Origin of the sequence: Pseudomonas sp. RHF3.3-3, assembly GCF_048069595.1 — a bacterium.
Taxonomy (GTDB): domain Bacteria; phylum Pseudomonadota; class Gammaproteobacteria; order Pseudomonadales; family Pseudomonadaceae; genus Aquipseudomonas; species Aquipseudomonas fuscovaginae_B.
Genome location: NZ_CP182250.1, coordinates 5,440,082 through 5,458,604, shown reverse-complemented (window position 1 = coordinate 5,458,604; position 18,523 = coordinate 5,440,082). Strand labels below are relative to the sequence as shown.

The 18,523-nt window shown below is 63.8% G+C and carries 19 protein-coding genes; 16 read left to right on the top strand and 3 right to left on the bottom strand.

Annotated features, from left to right (window positions below; all coding sequences use genetic code 11):
- Window position 1: 1 nt before the first annotated feature.
- From ACMGT0_RS23770 to ACMGT0_RS23710, 13 genes are all read left to right on the top strand, one after another.
- Window positions 2-1,168, top strand: a complete 1,167-nt coding sequence (locus ACMGT0_RS23770; protein WP_416770070.1) for a protein IpaC — start codon at window positions 2-4, stop codon at window positions 1,166-1,168.
- Window positions 1,168-2,133: an IpaD/SipD/SspD family type III secretion system needle tip protein gene (locus ACMGT0_RS23765; RefSeq protein WP_416770068.1), complete on the top strand. Its 966-nt coding sequence runs from the start codon at window positions 1,168-1,170 to the stop codon at window positions 2,131-2,133. Before ACMGT0_RS23770 ends, ACMGT0_RS23765 begins: the two co-directional genes overlap by 1 nt.
- A gap of 87 nt (window positions 2,134-2,220) precedes the next feature.
- Window positions 2,221-2,517, top strand: coding sequence for a phosphopantetheine-binding protein (locus tag ACMGT0_RS23760; RefSeq protein WP_054059459.1), 297 nt, complete (start codon window positions 2,221-2,223; stop codon window positions 2,515-2,517).
- A gap of 208 nt (window positions 2,518-2,725) precedes the next feature.
- A complete protein-coding gene (locus ACMGT0_RS23755) occupies window positions 2,726-4,114 on the top strand; it encodes a winged helix-turn-helix domain-containing protein (RefSeq protein ID WP_416770066.1) in 1,389 nt (462 codons plus the stop codon).
- Window positions 4,111-4,545 (top strand): transglycosylase SLT domain-containing protein, encoded by a 435-nt coding sequence (locus ACMGT0_RS23750; RefSeq protein WP_054059460.1) that lies wholly within the window; start codon window positions 4,111-4,113, stop codon window positions 4,543-4,545. The genes ACMGT0_RS23755 and ACMGT0_RS23750 overlap by 4 nt, the downstream gene beginning before the upstream one ends.
- 112 nt (window positions 4,546-4,657) lie before the next feature.
- On the top strand, window positions 4,658-5,812 hold the full coding sequence (locus tag ACMGT0_RS23745) for a PrgH/EprH family type III secretion apparatus protein (protein ID WP_416770063.1): 1,155 nt from the start codon (window positions 4,658-4,660) through the stop codon (window positions 5,810-5,812).
- A gap of 3 nt (window positions 5,813-5,815) precedes the next feature.
- Window positions 5,816-6,073, top strand: a complete 258-nt coding sequence (sctF, locus tag ACMGT0_RS23740; protein ID WP_054059461.1) for a type III secretion system needle filament subunit SctF — start codon at window positions 5,816-5,818, stop codon at window positions 6,071-6,073.
- Between the two features lie 53 nt (window positions 6,074-6,126).
- On the top strand, window positions 6,127-6,435 hold the full coding sequence (gene sctI, locus ACMGT0_RS23735; RefSeq protein ID WP_054059462.1) for a type III secretion system inner rod subunit SctI: 309 nt from the start codon (window positions 6,127-6,129) through the stop codon (window positions 6,433-6,435).
- The gene (locus ACMGT0_RS23730) at window positions 6,432-7,142 is read left to right on the top strand and encodes an EscJ/YscJ/HrcJ family type III secretion inner membrane ring protein (RefSeq protein ID WP_054059463.1); all 711 of its coding nucleotides are present in this window, start codon (window positions 6,432-6,434) and stop codon (window positions 7,140-7,142) included. Before sctI ends, ACMGT0_RS23730 begins: the two co-directional genes overlap by 4 nt.
- Window positions 7,139-7,693, top strand: coding sequence for a protein OrgA (locus ACMGT0_RS23725; RefSeq protein ID WP_054059464.1), 555 nt, complete (start codon window positions 7,139-7,141; stop codon window positions 7,691-7,693). The genes ACMGT0_RS23730 and ACMGT0_RS23725 overlap by 4 nt, the downstream gene beginning before the upstream one ends.
- On the top strand, window positions 7,674-8,381 hold the full coding sequence (locus ACMGT0_RS23720; protein WP_416770060.1) for an HrpE/YscL family type III secretion apparatus protein: 708 nt from the start codon (window positions 7,674-7,676) through the stop codon (window positions 8,379-8,381). The genes ACMGT0_RS23725 and ACMGT0_RS23720 overlap by 20 nt, the downstream gene beginning before the upstream one ends.
- A complete protein-coding gene (locus tag ACMGT0_RS23715) occupies window positions 8,371-8,778 on the top strand; it encodes a hypothetical protein (protein WP_081006019.1) in 408 nt (135 codons plus the stop codon). The genes ACMGT0_RS23720 and ACMGT0_RS23715 overlap by 11 nt, the downstream gene beginning before the upstream one ends.
- A gap of 71 nt (window positions 8,779-8,849) precedes the next feature.
- Window positions 8,850-9,872 carry a quinone-dependent dihydroorotate dehydrogenase gene (locus ACMGT0_RS23710; protein WP_416770058.1) on the top strand — a complete coding sequence of 341 codons (1,023 nt, stop codon included), beginning with the start codon at window positions 8,850-8,852 and terminating at the stop codon, window positions 9,870-9,872.
- A gap of 133 nt (window positions 9,873-10,005) precedes the next feature.
- Here ACMGT0_RS23710 and rmf read toward each other — a convergent pair whose 3' ends face one another.
- The gene (rmf, locus tag ACMGT0_RS23705) at window positions 10,006-10,221 is read right to left on the bottom strand and encodes a ribosome modulation factor (RefSeq protein ID WP_010448881.1); all 216 of its coding nucleotides are present in this window, start codon (window positions 10,219-10,221) and stop codon (window positions 10,006-10,008) included.
- Window positions 10,222-10,840: 619 nt separating this feature from the next.
- On the opposite strand from rmf, the gene rlmKL reads away from it, so the two are divergent.
- On the top strand, window positions 10,841-13,057 hold the full coding sequence (gene rlmKL / locus ACMGT0_RS23700) for a bifunctional 23S rRNA (guanine(2069)-N(7))-methyltransferase RlmK/23S rRNA (guanine(2445)-N(2))-methyltransferase RlmL (protein WP_054063016.1): 2,217 nt from the start codon (window positions 10,841-10,843) through the stop codon (window positions 13,055-13,057).
- Between the two features lie 123 nt (window positions 13,058-13,180).
- A complete protein-coding gene (locus ACMGT0_RS23695) occupies window positions 13,181-15,130 on the top strand; it encodes a diguanylate cyclase (protein ID WP_054061414.1) in 1,950 nt (649 codons plus the stop codon).
- Between the two features lie 37 nt (window positions 15,131-15,167).
- On the opposite strand, the gene dacB is transcribed toward ACMGT0_RS23695, so the two are convergent.
- Window positions 15,168-16,625 carry a D-alanyl-D-alanine carboxypeptidase/D-alanyl-D-alanine-endopeptidase gene (gene dacB, locus ACMGT0_RS23690; protein ID WP_054061413.1) on the bottom strand — a complete coding sequence of 486 codons (1,458 nt, stop codon included), beginning with the start codon at window positions 16,623-16,625 and terminating at the stop codon, window positions 15,168-15,170.
- Window positions 16,626-16,857: 232 nt separating this feature from the next.
- Here dacB and ACMGT0_RS23685 point away from each other — a divergent pair, with 232 nt between their 5' ends.
- On the top strand, window positions 16,858-17,202 hold the full coding sequence (locus tag ACMGT0_RS23685; RefSeq protein WP_017901935.1) for a YggL family protein: 345 nt from the start codon (window positions 16,858-16,860) through the stop codon (window positions 17,200-17,202).
- Window positions 17,203-17,445: 243 nt separating this feature from the next.
- Here the strand turns inward: ACMGT0_RS23685 and ACMGT0_RS23680 are convergent, their stop codons facing one another.
- Window positions 17,446-18,210, bottom strand: a complete 765-nt coding sequence (locus tag ACMGT0_RS23680; RefSeq protein ID WP_081006129.1) for a hypothetical protein — start codon at window positions 18,208-18,210, stop codon at window positions 17,446-17,448.
- Between the last annotated feature and the right edge of the window lie 313 nt (window positions 18,211-18,523).

The following is an 18,523-nucleotide window of genomic DNA, read 5'->3' as shown; positions in this document are numbered from 1 at the left end:
TATGACTGAAATTTCCCATAGGGCGCCCATGCCGGCGGTGGCCGGTGAGGTTGCCCTGCCCGCGTCGGTCGGGGTAGCGCCGCAAGCGGTGAAGTCCCTCCTCGACGGCGCGTTGCTGCAGCAGCGGCTCGACAGGCAGGTCGCTTGCGCCCATTCGCATACCCTGCAGGCGCTGAAAGGGCCGCTGGAGAAGTTTGGTTTCACTGATGCCCAGTTGGCCGTACTGCTCAGCCCGATGGATGCACAGCAGCTTGGCAAACTGCGTGAACTCTGTTCGTTCGACCTTGCCGCTCTAGCCCGCCTGGTTGGCCAGCTTGGCGATGAGGAGCGGGCATGGCTGACCGATATCAGCCGGCTCAGCGACAGCGAGCAGGCCATGGTGACGAGCGAGGTGGCCCGGCAGGTCGGCATCGAAGAACCGGAATCGTCCGGCTTCGACCCCAGGGTCTGGGAAAAGCATGTCGGCGTCTTGCTGACGGCGATCACCGCGTTCAATATCGCCCGGGTGGCGAATGCCCAGTTGCGCGGGCACTTCAGTGTGATGGCTGCCAATGCCGCAGTGGAGCAGGGCAAGGCGATCCGTGAAGCGGGCAATGCCAGCCTGTATTCCAGCCTGGGTATGGCGATCGCTGCCGGCGCTTTGTCCGGGAGCAGTCTGGTCCTGTCGCTCAAGAGCTTTCAGGCCAGGCAGGCTGATATCACCACCCACCGGAGTGAAGCCCTGGAGGCCGGGCGTCTGCAGGCGGACCTGGACAAACAACTGCGCGACACCCATCAGTTGAGTGCGCTGACGCCTGACGAACAGGAGGTCTACCGCAATGCGTTGAAGGATCTGATCAGTGACGCCGGCCAGCGTCGGGAGACTGCGCAGTGGATGAGCCAACTGGCGTCACGGACTCCGGATCAGTTGGCGGCGATCGGCAACAGCATGAGTTCGGTGTCCTCGGTCGTCAGCAATGTGGTGAGCGCCTCCATTCGTCTTGAAGAGAACGCCCAGAATGAGCGCGGGGTATTGCAGCAGAGCAATCAGAACGTGCACAAAAGCCTGGCGGAAGAGCAGGGCCAGGTCGAGGCCAGGGATGCCGCGTTGTTGCAGAAACTGATGGACATCTTCCAGCAGATCTTCCTGTCCCGTAACAGCGTTATTGACGGCGTGGTGCGTGCCTGATGGAAATTTTAACCAACACGCCTGTCTTGAACCTGGACCACGATCATGATCTTGACTTGGATTCGGTGCCGAAGCCGAAAATCGAAGTGCCATCACCCCGGCCTGAGTCCAAGGAACCGCTGGATATCGCACTGAAGGAAGTCCAGGCGCAATTGAAAGGATTGAACGCAGAAGCCAGTAGGGACAGCCGTGATTACACTGGGCAGGTGCTGGTGCAACGCCTGAAGGAGTTCGAGGTACTGGTCGCCGGGATGATCGAGGGCCGGGACGATGTCGTGCTCAGGCAGCAGTCGATCGTCGACGAACTGGGCGACGAGTTGCCCGACGAGATCCGCGCGCCGGGTGAAAAGCCCTTGCCCCAGGCACCGACGTTCTTCGACAAGCTGATCGAGCTGATCAATCTGATCGGCGAGCGTTACCTGAATATCTACAAGGACATCGTGGACAAATTCTCGGCCTTTTTCGATGCGTTCAACAGCCAGATCACCTCGAAACTCCAGCAATGGATGGAGGCGGTCAACGAGGGCAAGGACATCGAGCTGGATGTGGGCGAGTTGAAGAAGGCACTGGAGGCACTGTTGGCGGAACTGGATGACGAGCTGTTCAAGGGCTCGAAGGAAGATGCCGCCAAGTGGTGCGAGGCGCTGGGATTGCCGGCCAGTTGCCTGCGCGACAACGGTGATGGCACCTGGTCCGTGCTGATCGATCGCAGCCCGCTCACGCAGATGATCGAGGACCTGGACGCCTTGGAAGTGGGGGAGGATGGCAAGGTGGTGCTCGACAGCGCCAGTTTCCAGGCCTGGCAGACCGGTTTCAATGCCCAGACCGAGCGCCTGAAGAACAAGCTCCAGGAACTCATGCAGAAGTATTCCAGCGCCAACTCCACCTACGACAACTTCATCAAGGTCCTGTCCAACCACATCAACCAGTTCACGGAGATGTTGAAAGGCATGACCCACACCTGATCCGCCTGCCTGAACCGTTCATACCTTCTCGAAGACGAAGCCCGCGACCTGCTCCGCAGGCTTCGTCCTGCCCTGGAGAAACAACCGATGAGCTATCTGACACCAGGCCACTGCGAGCACTTCATCGAACAACAGGTGGTGGTGCTGCTGGCGGGCCACTTTCAACTGGAGCGGCGCAAGGTCCTGCTGGAGTCGCGCTTGATCGAGGACCTGTACCTGAATTCGATGGGCATCATCGAGATGGCGCTGCTGCTCAACGAGGCGTTCGAGATCGACTTGCCCGAGGAGGGCGTGGCCGGCTGGCGCACCATCGCGGATGTGTGCCGGCTTGTAGGAAATGCCCGGCAGCGCAGGAAAATCGAGGAAAAGGTCGACGGTTCGTAACGACTTTTCTGTCGTTTGTGCTCTGCCGCTGCCTGAAGTTTTTTCACTCCTCAAAGCTTGTGGTGTTTTTCTTGTTTTTATGGAGAAACGTCCTACGGAATGTTGTTGGTCAAATTTCTATAGTCGCTGGGTTCTTCGTGACGGGCCTGGGCTCCCCGGGTCCCGTTTCCGAATGTCAGTCGATCTGCATAGGGGTTTCTAGCTCGATATGGGCCTTGCCACTGAAAACTTCCTGAAACAATCCTTCGCGTTCGGCGAGTGGCTGCTGCAAGGCGATGGCGTGCTGCTGCGCAATGGAAAGGGCGTGCACCTGCCGCCCAAGGAGCTGCATGTCCTGCGTCTGCTGCTCGGCCGTGCCGGCCGGCTGGTGACCAAGGACCATCTGCTGGATTGCGTGTGGGCCGGCAGCGACGCCGCCGAGGAGTCGTTGACGCGCTGTATCTATGCCCTGCGCAAACTGCTCGGGCCGGGGCGCGGCTATATCACCACCGTGTATGGCAAGGGCTACCGTTTCAACGCGGCGGTGGCGCCGCTGGCGCCTGCGCCGGGTGATTATCCGGCGGGGCCGTCGCTGGCGGTATTGCCGTTTCGTCAGGCGGATGAACTGGCGGCGTCGAATCTGCAGGAGGCGACCATTCGCCAGTTGAAGACGGCATTCGACGCAACCCTCAGAATTCTGCCGGCGGCGTTGACCCTGCCGGGGCCGGGGGCGGTCGATACCCGGCAATTGATGGAGCAGTTGGCGCCCGACTACTACCTGAGTGGGCGCTTTGAGGTCCGCGGCGAGCAGTGGGAGGCGTCGGTGGAGTTGATCCGGGGCCACGGGCACTATCTCGTGTATGGGCCCGTAGCCATCCAGGGCAGCAGGGACGAACTGCTCAGGTCGATGGTCTCGCTGGTGGCTCAGCACCTGCCCGAGGTGCGCCCGGCCGTCGACGGGTGTTCCTCCTACCCCCTGGCCCTGGCCTTTCTCAAGGGCGTGTACGGTTTGCAGCGGCACACTCCGCAAAGCGTGCGCGAGGCCCTGCTCTATTTTCGCCAGTGCCTGCAGATGGATGCGACTTACGTTCCGCCCTGGTGGGGAGTGGCCGACGCGTACCTGGCGCTGTCGCTGCTGGGGCTGGTCGACCAGCAGACGGCGCTGGGCAACGCCCGCGAGGCGCTGGCCCGGGCGCTGCAACTGGAGCCGGGCAATCGGGAAGCGTTGGCACGTCTGGCCCTGGTCACCAGCCTGCAAGGCTGCGACGAGGCCGCCCAGGCGTTGTTCCAGCGCTGTCTGCCGGGCTGCGAGCGGGCCGATATCCACTACCTGCACGGCTGGCATCACTGGTTTGGCGGGCGTGATGAACGGGCGCTGGAGTGCCTGGACTCGGCGTTGCGGCAGGACCCCACCTCGATGCCCGCCCAACTGATGCGCATCCGCATCGCCTTTGCCCGCGATCCCCGGCTGGCTCTGGCCATGACCCGCGAAGTGCTGGAGGAACAGGCCGATGAACATCCGGTGCTGCGTGACCAGTACGCTGCCATCCTGGCCCATTGTGCGCAGTTGGCGCCGCCGGCGGATGCGGTGGCAGGGCAGCCGCCACACCGGGCATGAGGCCCAGGCGCATTGCCTGGTGGCTGCTGGCGTGGGCGGGCTCGGCACCGGCGTTCTGCTGGGAGAGTGCCGGGCGCGGCCATGGTATCGAGCCGGAACTGTTGTACGCCATCGCCCATGTGGAGAGCGGCCTGCGCCCTCGGGCGATGAACCACAACCCGGATGGCAGCCGCGATATCGGCCTGATGCAGATCAACAGCCTGCACCTGCCGCGGTTGTCCGAGCAGGGGATTACCGAGCAGCGTCTGCTGGAGGAGCCTTGCCTGAGCGTGTGGGTCGGGGCCTCGATCCTGGCACGTTTCATCGATCGCCATGGCTACGGCTGGGACGCCGTGGGTGCCTACAACGCCGGCAGCGCCGAGAATCGCCAGGCCGCCCGCGAGCGCTATGCGCGCAAGGTCTGGCGTTTCTATCGGGTATTGGTGCCGTGAGTGGCGCGCGATTCTGATTGGAATATTCCGACAACGACGGTGGGGCGATCAGGATCGGCCGGAAAGGGCTGGCTAACATCCACCGACGCTTTCCCTATCGAAGAGGGTAGTGATGTCGGATAACCCCTTTTTACCCTGCGTGTTGCGAGTGGGCAGTGGCCTGTTGCAAGGGTGCGAGTTCAGGCTCTGCAACAGCCGCACGCTGTTCATCGTCGGTGCTGCCGAGCTGCTCGGCGACAATGACCTGGTCGCCGCCGTGCCCGATGAAGCGATCTTCGTTCCTCTCGAACGACGGGGTTGCAACTTCGAGGTACTGCTCGACCCGCAGGGGGCGAGCCTGCGCATTCTCGGCGACGAGGTCGAATTGCGCGAGGTGGCGTTCCAGCGCTGCGAGCGGATCGGCGAGCTGGTCGTCGCCCTGCGGCCCGAGAGCGAGCCCTGGATGCCGGGGCTGTTCGATGGCGCGCTGCCGAGCGGGCCGCCGGGCATTGCCCGTGACGGGCGGCCGTGGCTCAGGAAGGTGGTCGCCACGGTCTTGCTGTTCATCCTGCTGGCGGTCTGTGCGGCCGTCTCGTCGGTACCGATGGAGCGTCCCCGGGCGGATATCGCCGCGCTGGTCGCCGGCACCCGCGAGGCAACCCAGGTTCTGCAGGGGCGCGATGAGCGGGTCTATGTGTTCGTGACCTCGGTGCACGATGCGGGCTGGAGCCGCCAGGTACTGATGCGGCAGCGCATCTCCAGCACGGTGCTGGATGTACTGGAGGAAGGCCGGCGCCTGGAGTCGTTGCTGGCCGAACGGGTGCCGGCCTTGAAGGTGTTGCGGGTCGACCTGTCGCAGCCGGCCAGCGTGCGGGTACTGCATGGTGCCGACGTCCAGCCCGATGCCGAACTCCGGCAGCAGGTCTCGCGGCTGCTGCTGGGCGAGGCCGCGTACCTGCGGCAGGTGGACTTCGAGGGGCTGGATCAGGGCCTGCCCGCCATTCTGGCGGCCCGTGGCCTGGAGCAACTGGGGCTGCCGTTCGAGCGGGTCGGCCAGGGCGAGGGCACGCTGTTCAAGGTTTCCGGTGATCTGCGCGATGCCGAGCGCGAGCAGGCCCGGCGCTTCGTCGATGAGTTCTACCGGCGCTGGGGCAGCCGCAGCGTGCGCTTCGATATCGAGCTTCGTGACGATCCGTTCAAGGGCCGCTCTTTTCAGGCAGGGCCCGGGGGCTACATCAAGGCCGGCCATTCGTCCTGGCATTTTCCAACGACGCAACACGTGAGGTGATGAATGAGTACCCCAACTCCGATCGACTTTCCCGACGATTTCCTGGGCAGGCAGGCGCAAGCTTTCGAGAGTGGCGCCAAGGAGCTCAAGGATATCCTCGACCAGACCCTGGAGAAACTCAAGGATGACCCGTCGAACCCCGGCCTGCTGGCCGCCTACCAGACGGCCTTTTCCTCCTACACCGTGTTCCGCAACGTCCAGACCAACACCACCAAGGGTTTCAAGGATATCGACATGTCGACCATCCAGGCGGCGCGCTGATCTTCCGTTACCGAACCGGCCGGTGCCGAGCGCCGGCCTTTGCGAGGGATGCCATGTCCAATTCGATTCCGACCGTTGGCCTTGTCGAGCAGGTGGCGATGGTCGAGCTGCGCAGCGCCGGGGAAAGCTCGGCGGTCTCCCTGGAGGCCCGCCTTATCGAGGCGTTTGCCGGCGCTGCGGTGGGCTCGGCGGAGCGGGTCGAGAGTATCCGGCAGATACTGGCCAGCCCCGATGTCACCCACCCGGAAAGGTTGGCACAACTGCAGGAGCAGCTCGCGCAGCACACCGTCGATATCAACCTGCTGAGCGTCCTGGTGCGCAAGGCCGTGGGCACGGCAGAAACCCTGCTGCGTGCGTCATGAAACCCTGGGTATGGTTGCTGCTGTGCCTGGGCCTGGCGGGTTGTCGCCAGCCGGCGCTGCTCGAAGGCCTTGACCAGCAACAGGCCAATGAAGTGCTGGCGGTGCTGCAGCGCAACAACATCGGCGTGGTCAAGCACGACAACGGCAAGGCCGGCTACAGTGTCAGCGTGGCCCAGGTCGACTTCCCGGCCGCGGTGGACCTGCTCAACCTCTACTCGTTGCCCTCCAGGCCGCGGCTGGAGGTGGCCGAGCTGTTTCCGGCCGACTCCCTGGTCGCCTCGCCCAGGGCGGAAAAGGCCCGGCTCTACTCCGCCCTGGAACAGCGCCTGGAGCAGTCCCTGAGCCTGCTCGAAGGCGTGGTCTCGGCCCGGGTGCACGTCAGCTATGACCTGGATGCCGGCGACGGCGGGCGCAAGGCCGCGCCGGTGCATCTTTCGGCGTTGGCGGTGCATGAGCGTGACGTCGAGCCGGGCCTGTTGATCAGCGATATCAAGCGCCTGTTGAAGAACAGCTTCGCCGCGCTGGAATACGAACACATTTCCGTGGTACTCAGTCGGCGCGAGCCTATCCAGCATGTGGCGCCGGCAGCCGTCGAGCCGCCCGGCGGCGGCTGGTGGATTGCCGGTGTGCTCCTGGTCACCTTTCTCGGATTGCTCGCCACCGCCGGCTGGTTCCATCACATGCGCACCCGGCAGGTACGGCCATGAGCGAACTGGACCAATGCCTGCGGCGGATTCTCTGGCAGCCGCTGGACTATCTTGCCGCCGGACGCCTGCACCTGCCCGAGGCTTTCACGGGCGAACCGGCACGGCAGGCACTCAACCGAATACTGCTGGAGGGGCTGCAACTGCCCATGTCGTTGCCCGCGCCTGGCTCGTTCAGTCGCGTGTGGATTCGGCAGTGGCGGCATTTGCCGCAGATCGCCCGCTTGATGGGCGCGCAGCGCCTGTGGCCGGAGCTGGCGCGGGGCGCGCGGATGGGCTTGTTGTCCGCGCAGGAGCGTGACTTCGCCCGGCGCGCGATCGGCCCCCGACGGGCATGGGCGCTGAGCGTCGACCATCCGCTGCTGGAGCAGGTGGAGGGTGTGGGGCTGGCCGAGCTGTTGGCGTTCAGCGAGGAACTGCCCGCGGCGCTGAGCGAGCGAGTGCGGCTGCTGTTCCCCGAAACGGTGGTTGCCTGGCAGGCCCGCTTGCCGGTCGTACGGCCCGATCCCACGCTGTTTTTCCTGGCGGTGCAACATGTTCGACACCATTCGTAGCCTCGACGTGTTGCCTGCGGGCGAGCGCGTGCACATCACCCGCCAGGAACTGGCGACTGCCCGTCGCTGCCGGGCGTTGGAACTCGAGGCCCGCCGCCGTGCCCGTGATCTGCTCGATGAGGCCCAGGCGCAAGTCGAGGCTATCCAGGCCTCGGCCTTTGCCGAAGGGTACGGCGAGGGCGTGATGCAGGCGGCGGTCGACCTGGCCCGCGGGTTGTGCGAGTCGCGGCGTCTGGCCGACCAGTTGCATGGGCAGATGGCCGAGACGCTCCGACAGTTGCTGAAGTCCCTGCTGGACGATCCGCGCTGGTTCGACCAGATGCTCGAACAGTGGCTGGCGGAGCAGGCCGATACCACGCGGATGACCTTGCAGGTGCTGTTGCCCTTGCGCTGTCGAGGGCGAGTGGCGGTCTTGCGTGAGCAACTGGAGCGCCTGGGTGTGGTTTCGGTCAAGTTCGAGTTCTCCGATCAGGAACGGTATGTGGTCCGTCTGGGCGAGCAACTGTTCGAGTTCGAGCTTGAAGCAGCTCGTGAGCAACTGGCACCGCGGGTGCTGAGCCGCCTGGCGGGCCTGCCCGACAGCGTGCGCGAACTGGATGAGCAGGCGCGGCAGGCCCTGGCGCGATTGGTCGCGACATTCACCGGGAGCGATCTGCCGCCACCGATGGGAGCCGACGATGCGGATTGAAGGCAACCCGTCGATTTCTGCTGCCGCCGCCGACCCGGTGTCGTCCCTGGAGCAACGGCTGGTCGCCGCCCAGCCGCCCGGGCCGGGCTTCGAGGACTTCTACCGACAGGTGCTGGAACTGGCGGGAGCGGGTGGGCCGGCGATCGTGCGGTTCATCAGCGGCTACCGTAGCAGTGACGAAGGCCGGCCGGACTACCACACCCTCAATGAACAGGTGAAAGTGGTCGGGCAGGTCCTGGCGCGCTTCAAGGAGGAGGGTTTGGCGGGCTCGGCACAGGAACGCGAGATGCGCGAGGTGATGACCCGGCTGTTTGGCGCCAGCCTGTTCATCAGTCGCTATATGCAGGAGGTGTTCCAGCCACCCGCTGACGATAGTTGGGAAAACGCGGACTGGTGACCTCGCTTGTCAGGGGGCGGCCCGGCTATAATCACCGGTTCAATTCGCCGCCATCCGAGTCATGTCCGCCCATGTATAACCTGGCCCGCCAGCTGCTGTTCAAACTTTCCCCGGAAACTTCCCACGACTTGTCCCTGGACCTGATCGGTGCGGGCGGTCGCCTGGGACTCAACGGCCTGCTGTGCAAGGCACCGGCCTCGAGCCCGGTGACCGTCATGGGGCTGAACTTCCCCAACCCGGTAGGTCTGGCCGCCGGCCTGGACAAGAACGGTGCGGCCATCGACGGTTTCTCCCAGCTCGGTTTCGGCTTCGTCGAGATCGGCACGGTGACCCCGCGGCCACAGCCGGGCAACCCCAAGCCACGGATCTTCCGCCTGCCCGAGGCCGAGGCGATCATCAACCGCATGGGCTTCAACAACCTGGGCGTGGACAACCTGCTGGCCCGGGTGCGTGCCTCGCGCTACAGCGGCATCCTCGGGATCAACATCGGCAAGAACTTCGATACGCCGGTGGAGCGGGCGGTCGACGACTACCTGATCTGCCTGGACAAGGTCTACGCCCATGCCAGCTACGTCACGGTCAACGTCAGCTCGCCGAACACCCCGGGCCTGCGCAGCCTGCAGTTCGGTGATTCGCTCAAGCAGTTGCTCGAAGCCCTGCACCAGCGCCAGCAGGCACTGGCCACGCAGCATGGCAAGCATGTGCCCCTGGCGATCAAGATCGCCCCGGACATGACCGATGAGGAAACCGTACTGGTGGCCCAGGCGCTGCTGGAGTCGGGCATGGATGCGGTGATCGCCACCAACACCACCCTGAGCCGGGTCGGTGTCGAGGGCCTGGTTTACGGTGACGAGGCCGGCGGCCTGTCCGGTGCGCCGGTGCGCGAGAAGAGCACGCATACGGTCAAGGTGCTCGCGGCGGAGCTGGCGGGCCGCCTGCCGATCATCGCCGCAGGCGGCATCACCGAGGGCGAGCACGCGGCTGAGAAGATCGCCGCCGGTGCGAGCCTGGTGCAGTTGTATTCGGGCTTCATCTACAAGGGCCCGGCGTTGATCCGCGAGTCGGTGGACGCTATCGCGGCCTATCGTCGCTGAAGGCGCCGGGGAGGTGAATCGCGGGCATTAAAAAGGGCTCCACCTGGAGCCCCTGGGCCGAAGCCCGCCGCCCGGATGGGGCGCGCTTGGTTGAATCGTCATGCTCGGATTGTGGTGTCGGAATGCGCCCTGATCAGCCGACAGCGTGAAGTTCGTTGAGTCTGTGGATGCCCGCGGTGCCGGTCATACCGTCCCAGTTGTCGCCACGTCCTTCGCGCCAGCCGTTGATCCAGGCTTGGCGTACCGACGGTAGAGTAAAGGGGCAAAGCTCACGGGATTTGCCGTTAACGCCGTACTGATATCCGCGTAAAAACGCTCTTTCCAACGGATCACGCTTGAGTCTTCTCATAGGGTGTTGCCCTCACTGGTTGACTGTTATATGTCCCGTCGACCTCCGTCGAGGTCGCGCAGATTGCATTGCTCTGCATCTGCTTGGTGCCCGCTGCCGGCGTGGCGGGCTCCGCTCCGCACGAAACAACCCGCACGCGTTGGTCGGCGAGTTTCGGCTGGGGCGGGTTGTTGACGCCATTACGACGTCAACCTGAGTTGATTTCTAACCAATGCGCAGGGGCGTGTGAATGATCGTTTTGTCATAAGGACGTAACGATATGAGTGTTAGGGCGATAAGATCGGCTGGCCAGTTGCTCGGCTGACGGCAGAAAATCCAGCTATGATCAGCCCTTGCATGAACAACGAGTTTGATTCGCCCCTGCGAATACCGACCCGTTGTACTCAGGTATTATTCGACGAAGGGTCACGATGTGACTTTTTGTTACGGAAAGATTGAACTGCTCCGGCGTCCAATTCCTTTTATCCCGTGCTTTTTCAAGCCGCCGGGAAATGGAATCAGCCGGGGTGGAACGGCGTAATGATGCGCCACACGGGCACTCTTCGAGAAAAGTGTCCGATCGAAACCGAGCGGGCGATGCGTCGTCCGTTCATTGACTGCTCAAGGCCCTGGAATTCCCATGTCGGATCGTTACGAACTCTTCCTCACTTGCCCCAAAGGTCTCGAAGGCCTGCTCCTTGAGGAAGCCGTCGGGCTTGGCCTTGAGGAGGCGCGCGAGCACACCTCGGCCATTCGTGGCCAGGCCACCATGGAGACGGCCTACCGGCTGTGCATCTGGTCACGGCTGGCCAACCGCGTGCTGCTGGTGCTCAAGCGGTTCCCGATGAAAAACGCCGAGGACCTCTACCAGGGCGTACTGGATGTCGACTGGCAGGACCACATGCTGGCTGATGGCAGCCTGGCGGTGGAGTTCAGCGGTCACGGTTCGGGTATCGACAACAGCCACTTCGGTGCCCTCAAGGTCAAGGACGCGATCGTCGACAAGTTGCGCACGCCGGCCGGCGCGCGCCCGACCATCGACAAGGTCAGCCCGGACCTGCGCATCCACCTGCGCCTCGACCGTGGCGAGGCGATTCTCTCCCTCGACCTGTCCGGGCACAGCCTGCACCAGCGCGGCTACCGCCTGCAGCAGGGCGCCGCGCCGCTCAAGGAAAACCTCGCGGCCGCGGTGCTGATCCGGGCCGGCTGGCCGCGGATCGCCGCCGAAGGGGGTGCCCTGGCCGACCCGATGTGCGGCGTGGGCACCTTCCTGGTGGAAGCGGCGATGATCGCCGCCGATATCGCGCCGAATCTCAATCGTGCCCACTGGGGCTTCGATGCCTGGCTGGGGCATGTGCCGGCGGTGTGGAAAAAAGTCCATGCCGAGGCCGCCGCCCGTGCCGAAGCGGGCCTGGCCAGGCCACCGCTGTGGATTCGCGGTTATGAAGCCGACCCGCGGCTGATCCAGCCGGGGCGCAACAACGTCGAGCGGGCCGGCCTGAGCGACTGGGTCAAGATCTACCAGGGCGAGGTCGGCACCTTCGAACCGCGCCCGGACCAGAACCAGAAGGGCCTGGTGATCTGCAACCCGCCTTACGGCGAGCGCCTGGGCGATGAGGCAAGCCTGCTCTATCTCTACCAGAACCTCGGCGAGCGCCTGCGCCAGGCCTGCCTGAACTGGGAGGCGGCGGTATTCACCGGCGCGCCGGACCTGGGCAAGCGCATGGGCATCCGCAGCCACAAGCAGTACGCGTTCTGGAACGGTGCGTTGCCGTGCAAGCTGCTGTTGATCAAGGTACGTCCCGACCAGTTCGTCACCGGCGAACGCCGTACCGCCGAGCAGCGCCAGGTCGAGCGTGACCTGGCCGACGCCGGCGCCGAGGCCAAGGCGGCCGCACCCGCCAGCGAGCCGGCGCGCCTGAGCGAAGGCGGGCAGATGTTCGCCAACCGCCTGCAGAAGAATCTCAAGCAACTGGGCAAGTGGGCCAAGCGCGAGGGGGTGGATTGCTATCGGGTCTATGACGCCGACATGCCGGAATACTCCCTGGCGATCGACCTGTATCACGACTGGGTGCATGTCCAGGAATATGCCGCGCCCAAGTCGGTCGACCCGGAAAAGGCCCAGGCTCGCCTGTTCGATGCCCTGGCGGCGATTCCCCAGGCGCTGAACGTCGACAAGAGCCGGGTGATCATCAAGCGTCGCGAGCGTCAGAGCGGCACCCGTCAGTACGAGCGCCAGGGCGCCCAGGGCAAGTTCCTCGAGGTCAGCGAAGGTGGGGTGAAGTTGCTGGTCAATCTGACCGACTACCTCGACACCGGTCTGTTCCTCGACCACCGGCCGATGCGCCTGCGGATCCAGAAGGAGGCGGCCGGCAAACGCTTCCTCAACCTGTTCTGCTACACCGCGACCGCCAGCGTGCACGCGGCCAAGGGGGGGGCGCGTACCACCACCAGCGTCGACCTGTCGAAGACCTACCTGGACTGGGCACGACGCAACCTGTCGCTGAACGGCTTCTCCGACAAGAACCGCCTGGAGCAGGGTGATGTGATGGCCTGGCTCGAAGGCAACCGCGACGAGTTCGACCTGATCTTCATCGACCCGCCGACCTTCTCCAACTCCAAGCGAATGGAAGGCGTGTTCGATGTCCAGCGCGACCATGTGCAACTGCTCGACCTGGCCATGGCTCGCCTGGCGCCGGGTGGCGTGCTGTATTTCTCCAACAACTTCCGCAAGTTCCAGTTGGAGGAGAACATCAGCGCGCGCTATGCCGTCGAGGAAATCAGCAGCCAGACCGTCGCCCCGGACTTCGCCCGCAACAGCAGGATCCACCGCGCCTGGAAGATCACCGCCCGCTGATCCGTCAGCAGCCCCGGAGTCCGGTTTTTCCGGGCTCCGGGGCTGGCTAATCTACTGGCTAATAGCTATAACTCAGTCGAAGCCAAAGTGATGTAAACACGCCGGCGTGATGAGTTGTCGCCTATGTCGTCGCATGCCGTACGCCCCAAGATTCTTGGCTTTATCAGCGAGGATGCCTCCGCGTGGCTGGTCGCCGTGCTGGTCCTGCTCGGCGGTGGGCTGCTGACGCTGCTGCTGGCCGTTGGGACCCGCGGTCTTTATGAGCGCCAGTTGCAGCAGCGTTTCGAGCTGTTGGCCAGCGAGCGTTTCAGCCGTATCGAGGAGCGCTTCGACGATCAGGTGCAGCGGCTCGACAGCCTGCGGCGCTTTTTCGTCAATTCCGATGTGGTGTCGCGCCGCGAGTTCGCCGGTTATGCCCGGCCGCTGCTGCTGCGCACCCAGGCCTATGCCTGGGCGCCACGGGTCGGAGGCAGTGCACGCAAACTGTTCGAGCGGCGGGTCCGGGCCGAGGGGTTCGGCGATTTTTCCATCCGGGAGCTCGATGCCCAGGGGCGCCTGCGTCCGGCGAGCGTACGGGACGAGTACGTGCCGGTGCTCTACAGCGAGACCCAAAGCTCCCTCGGCTCGCCGCTGGGTCATGACCTGTTGGCGCAACCCCAGCGCCGGGAGACCCTGGAGCGTGCCCGCCAATCTGGCCTCATGGCGATTTCGCCGCCGTTGAACCTGGTAGGCGTCGAGCCGGATTACGCCCGTGGGGCCTTGCTGGTGGCTCCGGTGGTCATGTCGGCCACCGTCGGGCAGCCGCAACCGGGGCCCCTTGGCTACGTACTGGCGGTGATCAGCATGCGCCAACTGGTGGCCGACGGCTTGCCGGAGCAGAGCCACGACAATCTGTCGGTGCGCATTCTCGACCTGTCGACCGCCGCCGAGCACGAGCTGTTGTACCAGTCGCTCAATCCGCCGGCGGAGAGTGCACTGGTGGCCGTACGCCTGTTGCGGCTGGCCGATCGCGATTACCAGGTGACCCTCAACCCCAGCGAAGCCTTCATGCAGTCCAATCATTCGTCGGTGGTCAGCCTGGGGGTACTGGGTGGGCTCCTGAGCGTGCTGCTCAGTGCCTTGCTGTACAACCTGGTCAGCCAGCGCCAGCGCGCCCTGCGCCTGGTGGAGCAGCGCACCGCGCAATTGCGCGGCCGTGACCTGTTGCTGGAAAAGCTCAGTGCCAACGTGCCCGGCAGCATCTATCAGTACCAGCTCAATCTCGACGGCAGTGCGCATTTCGTCTATGTCAGCGCCGGCACCGGGGATATGTTCGAGGTCGATACCCAACGCCTGCAGGAGGATGCCGAGCCGGCGTTCGAGCGGGTACACCCGGATGACCTGGACCCGCTGCGGGCTTCGATCCAGGTTTCGGCGGGGCAGCTCAGCCCCTGGCGCGAGGAATTCCGCGTGCTGCTGCCCACCCGTGGGCTGCGCTGGTTGCGTGGCGAGGCCACGCCCGAACGCCTGCCCGACGGCGCCGTGCTCTGGCACGGCTACCTCTCGGATATCTCCGATCTCAAGCGGGTCGAGGAGGAGCTGCGGGCGCTGTCGGTCACCGATTCTCTGACCGGCATCTACAACCGGCGCTACTTCCAGGAACGGCTACGGGTCGAGCTGGCGCGGGTGCAGCGTGGGTCTGACCACTTGGCGGTGATCATGCTCGATATCGATCATTTCAAGCGCATCAACGATCAGTACGGTCATGCCGAAGGCGATCGGGTGCTCAAGGAGCTGTGCCAGCGGATCAATCATCGCCTGCGACGCACCGATGTGTTCTGTCGCCTGGGGGGCGAGGAATTCATGGTGTTGTGTCCCAATACCGACGCCGAACAGGCCGAGACCCTGGCCCTGGAGTTGTGGCTGGGGCTGCGGGCCACGCCCTTCGAGCGGGTCGGCCAGGTGACGGCGAGTTTCGGCATCGCCAGCTGGCGGGCGGGGGAAGGGGCCGACGCCCTGTTGCTGCGGGCGGACTCTGGGGTCTACCTGGCCAAGCAGAATGGCCGTGACCGGGTGATGGTGGAGCAGGACTGAGGATCCGGTCGGCGCACCACCGTTTCGACGAGAGGCGTCAGTCGTCGGACCGGGCCGGCCGTGGCTGGCGATACAGGTCCAGCAGAACCTGGTCGAGTATCGAGGAAGCGCCCCAGGGTTTCGGATCGTTGAGAATCGCCACCACCGCCCAGGTCGTGCCATTGCTGTCGCGGCTGAAGCCGGCAATCGCCCGCACGGTGTTCAGGGTGCCGGTCTTGATATGCGCCTCGCCCGACATCGCCGTGTGTTTCAGGCGCTTGCGCATGGTGCCGTCCATGCCGGTGATCGGCAGCGAACTGATGAACTCCGCGGCATAGGGGCTCTTCCAGGCCGCCTGCAGCATGCTGGCCATTTCCCGTGCACTGACGCGCTCGGAGCGCGACAGACCGGAGCCGTTTTCCATCACCAGGTGCGGGGCGGTGATGCCCTTTTGCGCCAGCCACTGGCGGATGACCCGCTGGGCGGCCTTGGCGTCGTCGCCGTCGGCATCGTTGCGGAATTTCGCGCCCAGGCTGAGGAACAACTGCTGGGCCATGGTGTTGTTACTGTATTTGTTGATGTCGCGGATGATCTCCGTCAGGTCCGGCGAGAAGGCGCGGGCCAGGACCTTGGCATCCTTGGGCACCACGTCCTGGCGGTCCTTGCCCTGGATGCTGCCGCCCAGTTCCTTCCAGATGGCGCGTACGGCACCGGCGGTGTAGGTCGGGTGGTCGAGCAGCGACAGGTAGGTCTGCGAGCTGCAGCCCTCGGCCAATTGGCCGCTGACGGTGACAGTGGTCGAACCGTCGGCCTGGGTTACCGGGTTGTAGCGCACATCGCCGCTGCACTGCTTGGCGTTGATCACCTTGACCTGGTTATCGATGTGGATGCTGGCGATCGGCGGCTCGACCGAGACCAGCACCTTGCCCGAGTCGTTGCGGGCCACGAAGCGCAGCGCCTTGAGGTTGACCAGCAGGGCATCGGGCTTGACCAGGAACGGCCGGTTCTCGTCGTTGCCGTCGTCGTCGAACTCCGGCAGTTGTTGCGGTGGGACGAAGAAACTGCGGTCGAGCACCAGGTCGCCGGTCACCTGGGTCACGCCGTTGGCCCGCAGGTCGCGCATCAGCAGCCAGAGCTTTTCCATGTTCAGCTTGGGGTCGCCGCCGCCCTTGAGGTACAGGTTGCCGTTGAGGATGCCGTCGCTCAGGGTGCCGTCGGTATAGAACTCGGTTTTCCACTGGTGATTGGGGCCAAGCATTTCCAGGGCGGAATAGGTGGTGATCAGCTTCATGGTCGAGGCCGGGTTCACCGACACATCGGCGTTGAACACCGTCGGGGTGCCGGGGCCGTCGAGCGGCAGCGTGACCAGCGACAGGGCATTGTCCTGCAGCTTGTTGGCCTTGATCGCCTGCTGGACTTTGGGGGATAGGGTGGTGTTGACGGGAGCGGCGTAAGCGGGGAGTGCCAGGGGCAGGAGAAAACTGGCGAGTAGCCATGGGCGTAAAGATTTGGTCATGTGCAATAAAGCCCTGCAGCCGAGGGGAAAAATACGAGGGCGTGGATAAAAAAGCCCTCAACGGTCATGAAAGTGACGGCATTATGCATCAGGCTGGTGCTCGTGGGGGGCCGCCGGCCATGGCGTTCGCGCGAATTTTTCCTGCCGTTCGGTCGGTGTTGCGCACGGAGCCGGGCAATTGCGCCCTTAAACTGCTAAAGTGCCGCCCGTTATTACTTTTGAGGATTGTTTCATGGCGACCAACCGTTCCCGGCGTCTGCGCAAAAAACTGTGCGTGGATGAGTTTCAAGAGCTGGGTTTCGAGCTGAACCTGGATTTCAAAGAAGACCTGAGCGAACAGGCTATCGATGCGTTCCTCGACGCTTTCCTGAAGGAAGCCATGGAAGCCAACGGTCTGGGCTATGTCGGTGGCGATGACTTCGGTCTGGTCTGCCTGATCAAGCGTGGCTCGGTTTCCGAAGAGCAGCGCGCTGCCGTTGAAGCCTGGCTCAAGGGCCGCAGCGAACTGACCTCGGTCGAAGTCAGCCCGCTGCTGGACGTCTGGTACCCGGAAAAGCCGCTGAATCCGGTAGCCTGATGCCGTTCGGGCATTGGCTCCAGGCATAAAAAAACGGACACGCTGGCGTGTCCGTTTTTTTATGCCTGTCGAAACATGAACCTGGTTCGATCTCTTGGGGGGCTCCAAGGTCATGAGTCTGGCTTGAAAGCCCATTCGCGGACAGCTTCCGCTCCAAGGCTTGTTGGCACCACAACCATCCCCTGCAGGAGCCGGGCTTGCCCGCGAACCGCCAACGGCGGCCATTCTCACCGCCAACCCGCCTCAGTCGTAGATCGCCTTCTTCTTCCAGTCCGCCTCGACTTCCTTGAGCCCCTGGGTCAACTCGTTCACATCGTCCTCGGCCGGCTGGGACGTCTCCAGCACCAGCGCATTGGCCCGGGCCAGCAGTTTTTCCATCAGTTGCAGCTGTTCGGCATACATCGCCGGTTCCTGCTGCTTGCGCAGGTACTGCGCGCCCCGCTCGAAGGCCAGGCGTGCCTGCCCTGGTTGTTCCTGTTGCAAGGCCTGCTGCCCGAGGTTGTTGAAGAACTCAATGTGCAGCAGCACCAGGATATGGCGAACCTCGCGAATCCATTGCTTGGCCTCGTTGGCGGGCAGGAAGCCTTCCTGTGCGGCGCGGGTGATCTGGCTGTGCATGGCTTCGAGCAGGAAGCGTACGTCCTTGGCCTTGGCTTCGGTCTGGATCGGCGCGGTTGGATTGTTGATCGGGATCGATTCGCCCTGGGCAACCAGGCCGTTGAGTTCGGCGATGCGGGTCTTGAGGCGCTCGTTGCCCTTTTCCATGTTCAGCAGGCGCTGGGTGACGTTGAGTTCCAGGCGCGTCAGCAGCAGCTTGAGCCCGGGGCTCATGAACTGGCCGGGGAAGGTTTCGGTGAGTTCGCCGCAACGACGCAGGCGATCGCCGAGTTCGACCTTGAGGCGAGCCTTTTCCAGCTTGCTGTTCTCGGCCATATGGTTGAGGAAGCCGATGCCGATCAGGAGAAAGATCCCGGCTGCGACCAGCAGGGTGATCATGAGTGGTGTCACCGTTAAGACCTCTTCAAGGTGTAGTGCAGAATCAGTGTAGTGGCTTGGCGTTATCGCTGATAGCGTCGAATGACGTGCTGCACGGCGCCAGAGTGCTTCTCCAGAGATATGTGCACATTGCCACTATTTAGGCTGGCGGACTATAGCGTCTTGTCGAGCGCCAGAATACAGGCGTCAAACCCAGGACGCGAGAACGCTTCCAAAAGGGCTGCAAAGCGGGGCGAAGTCATTGATTTAAATAAATTTATCTTTGGGGGTTGACGACCCTGCGAACCATCCATAGAATGCGCGCCACTTGCAGCGTAAAGCACAC

Coding starts and splice junctions, on each gene's coding strand:
- ACMGT0_RS23770 (WP_416770070.1), top strand. CDS start 2: ATGACTGAAATTTCCCATAGGGCGCCCATGCCGGCGGTGGCCGGTGAG.
- ACMGT0_RS23765 (WP_416770068.1), top strand. CDS start 1,168: ATGGAAATTTTAACCAACACGCCTGTCTTGAACCTGGACCACGATCAT.
- ACMGT0_RS23760 (WP_054059459.1), top strand. CDS start 2,221: ATGAGCTATCTGACACCAGGCCACTGCGAGCACTTCATCGAACAACAG.
- ACMGT0_RS23755 (WP_416770066.1), top strand. CDS start 2,726: ATGGGCCTTGCCACTGAAAACTTCCTGAAACAATCCTTCGCGTTCGGC.
- ACMGT0_RS23750 (WP_054059460.1), top strand. CDS start 4,111: ATGAGGCCCAGGCGCATTGCCTGGTGGCTGCTGGCGTGGGCGGGCTCG.
- ACMGT0_RS23745 (WP_416770063.1), top strand. CDS start 4,658: ATGTCGGATAACCCCTTTTTACCCTGCGTGTTGCGAGTGGGCAGTGGC.
- sctF (WP_054059461.1), top strand. CDS start 5,816: ATGAGTACCCCAACTCCGATCGACTTTCCCGACGATTTCCTGGGCAGG.
- sctI (WP_054059462.1), top strand. CDS start 6,127: ATGTCCAATTCGATTCCGACCGTTGGCCTTGTCGAGCAGGTGGCGATG.
- ACMGT0_RS23730 (WP_054059463.1), top strand. CDS start 6,432: ATGAAACCCTGGGTATGGTTGCTGCTGTGCCTGGGCCTGGCGGGTTGT.
- ACMGT0_RS23725 (WP_054059464.1), top strand. CDS start 7,139: ATGAGCGAACTGGACCAATGCCTGCGGCGGATTCTCTGGCAGCCGCTG.
- ACMGT0_RS23720 (WP_416770060.1), top strand. CDS start 7,674: ATGTTCGACACCATTCGTAGCCTCGACGTGTTGCCTGCGGGCGAGCGC.
- ACMGT0_RS23715 (WP_081006019.1), top strand. CDS start 8,371: ATGCGGATTGAAGGCAACCCGTCGATTTCTGCTGCCGCCGCCGACCCG.
- ACMGT0_RS23710 (WP_416770058.1), top strand. CDS start 8,850: ATGTATAACCTGGCCCGCCAGCTGCTGTTCAAACTTTCCCCGGAAACT.
- rmf (WP_010448881.1), bottom strand. CDS start 10,221: ATGAGAAGACTCAAGCGTGATCCGTTGGAAAGAGCGTTTTTACGCGGA.
- rlmKL (WP_054063016.1), top strand. CDS start 10,841: ATGTCGGATCGTTACGAACTCTTCCTCACTTGCCCCAAAGGTCTCGAA.
- ACMGT0_RS23695 (WP_054061414.1), top strand. CDS start 13,181: ATGTCGTCGCATGCCGTACGCCCCAAGATTCTTGGCTTTATCAGCGAG.
- dacB (WP_054061413.1), bottom strand. CDS start 16,625: ATGACCAAATCTTTACGCCCATGGCTACTCGCCAGTTTTCTCCTGCCC.
- ACMGT0_RS23685 (WP_017901935.1), top strand. CDS start 16,858: ATGGCGACCAACCGTTCCCGGCGTCTGCGCAAAAAACTGTGCGTGGAT.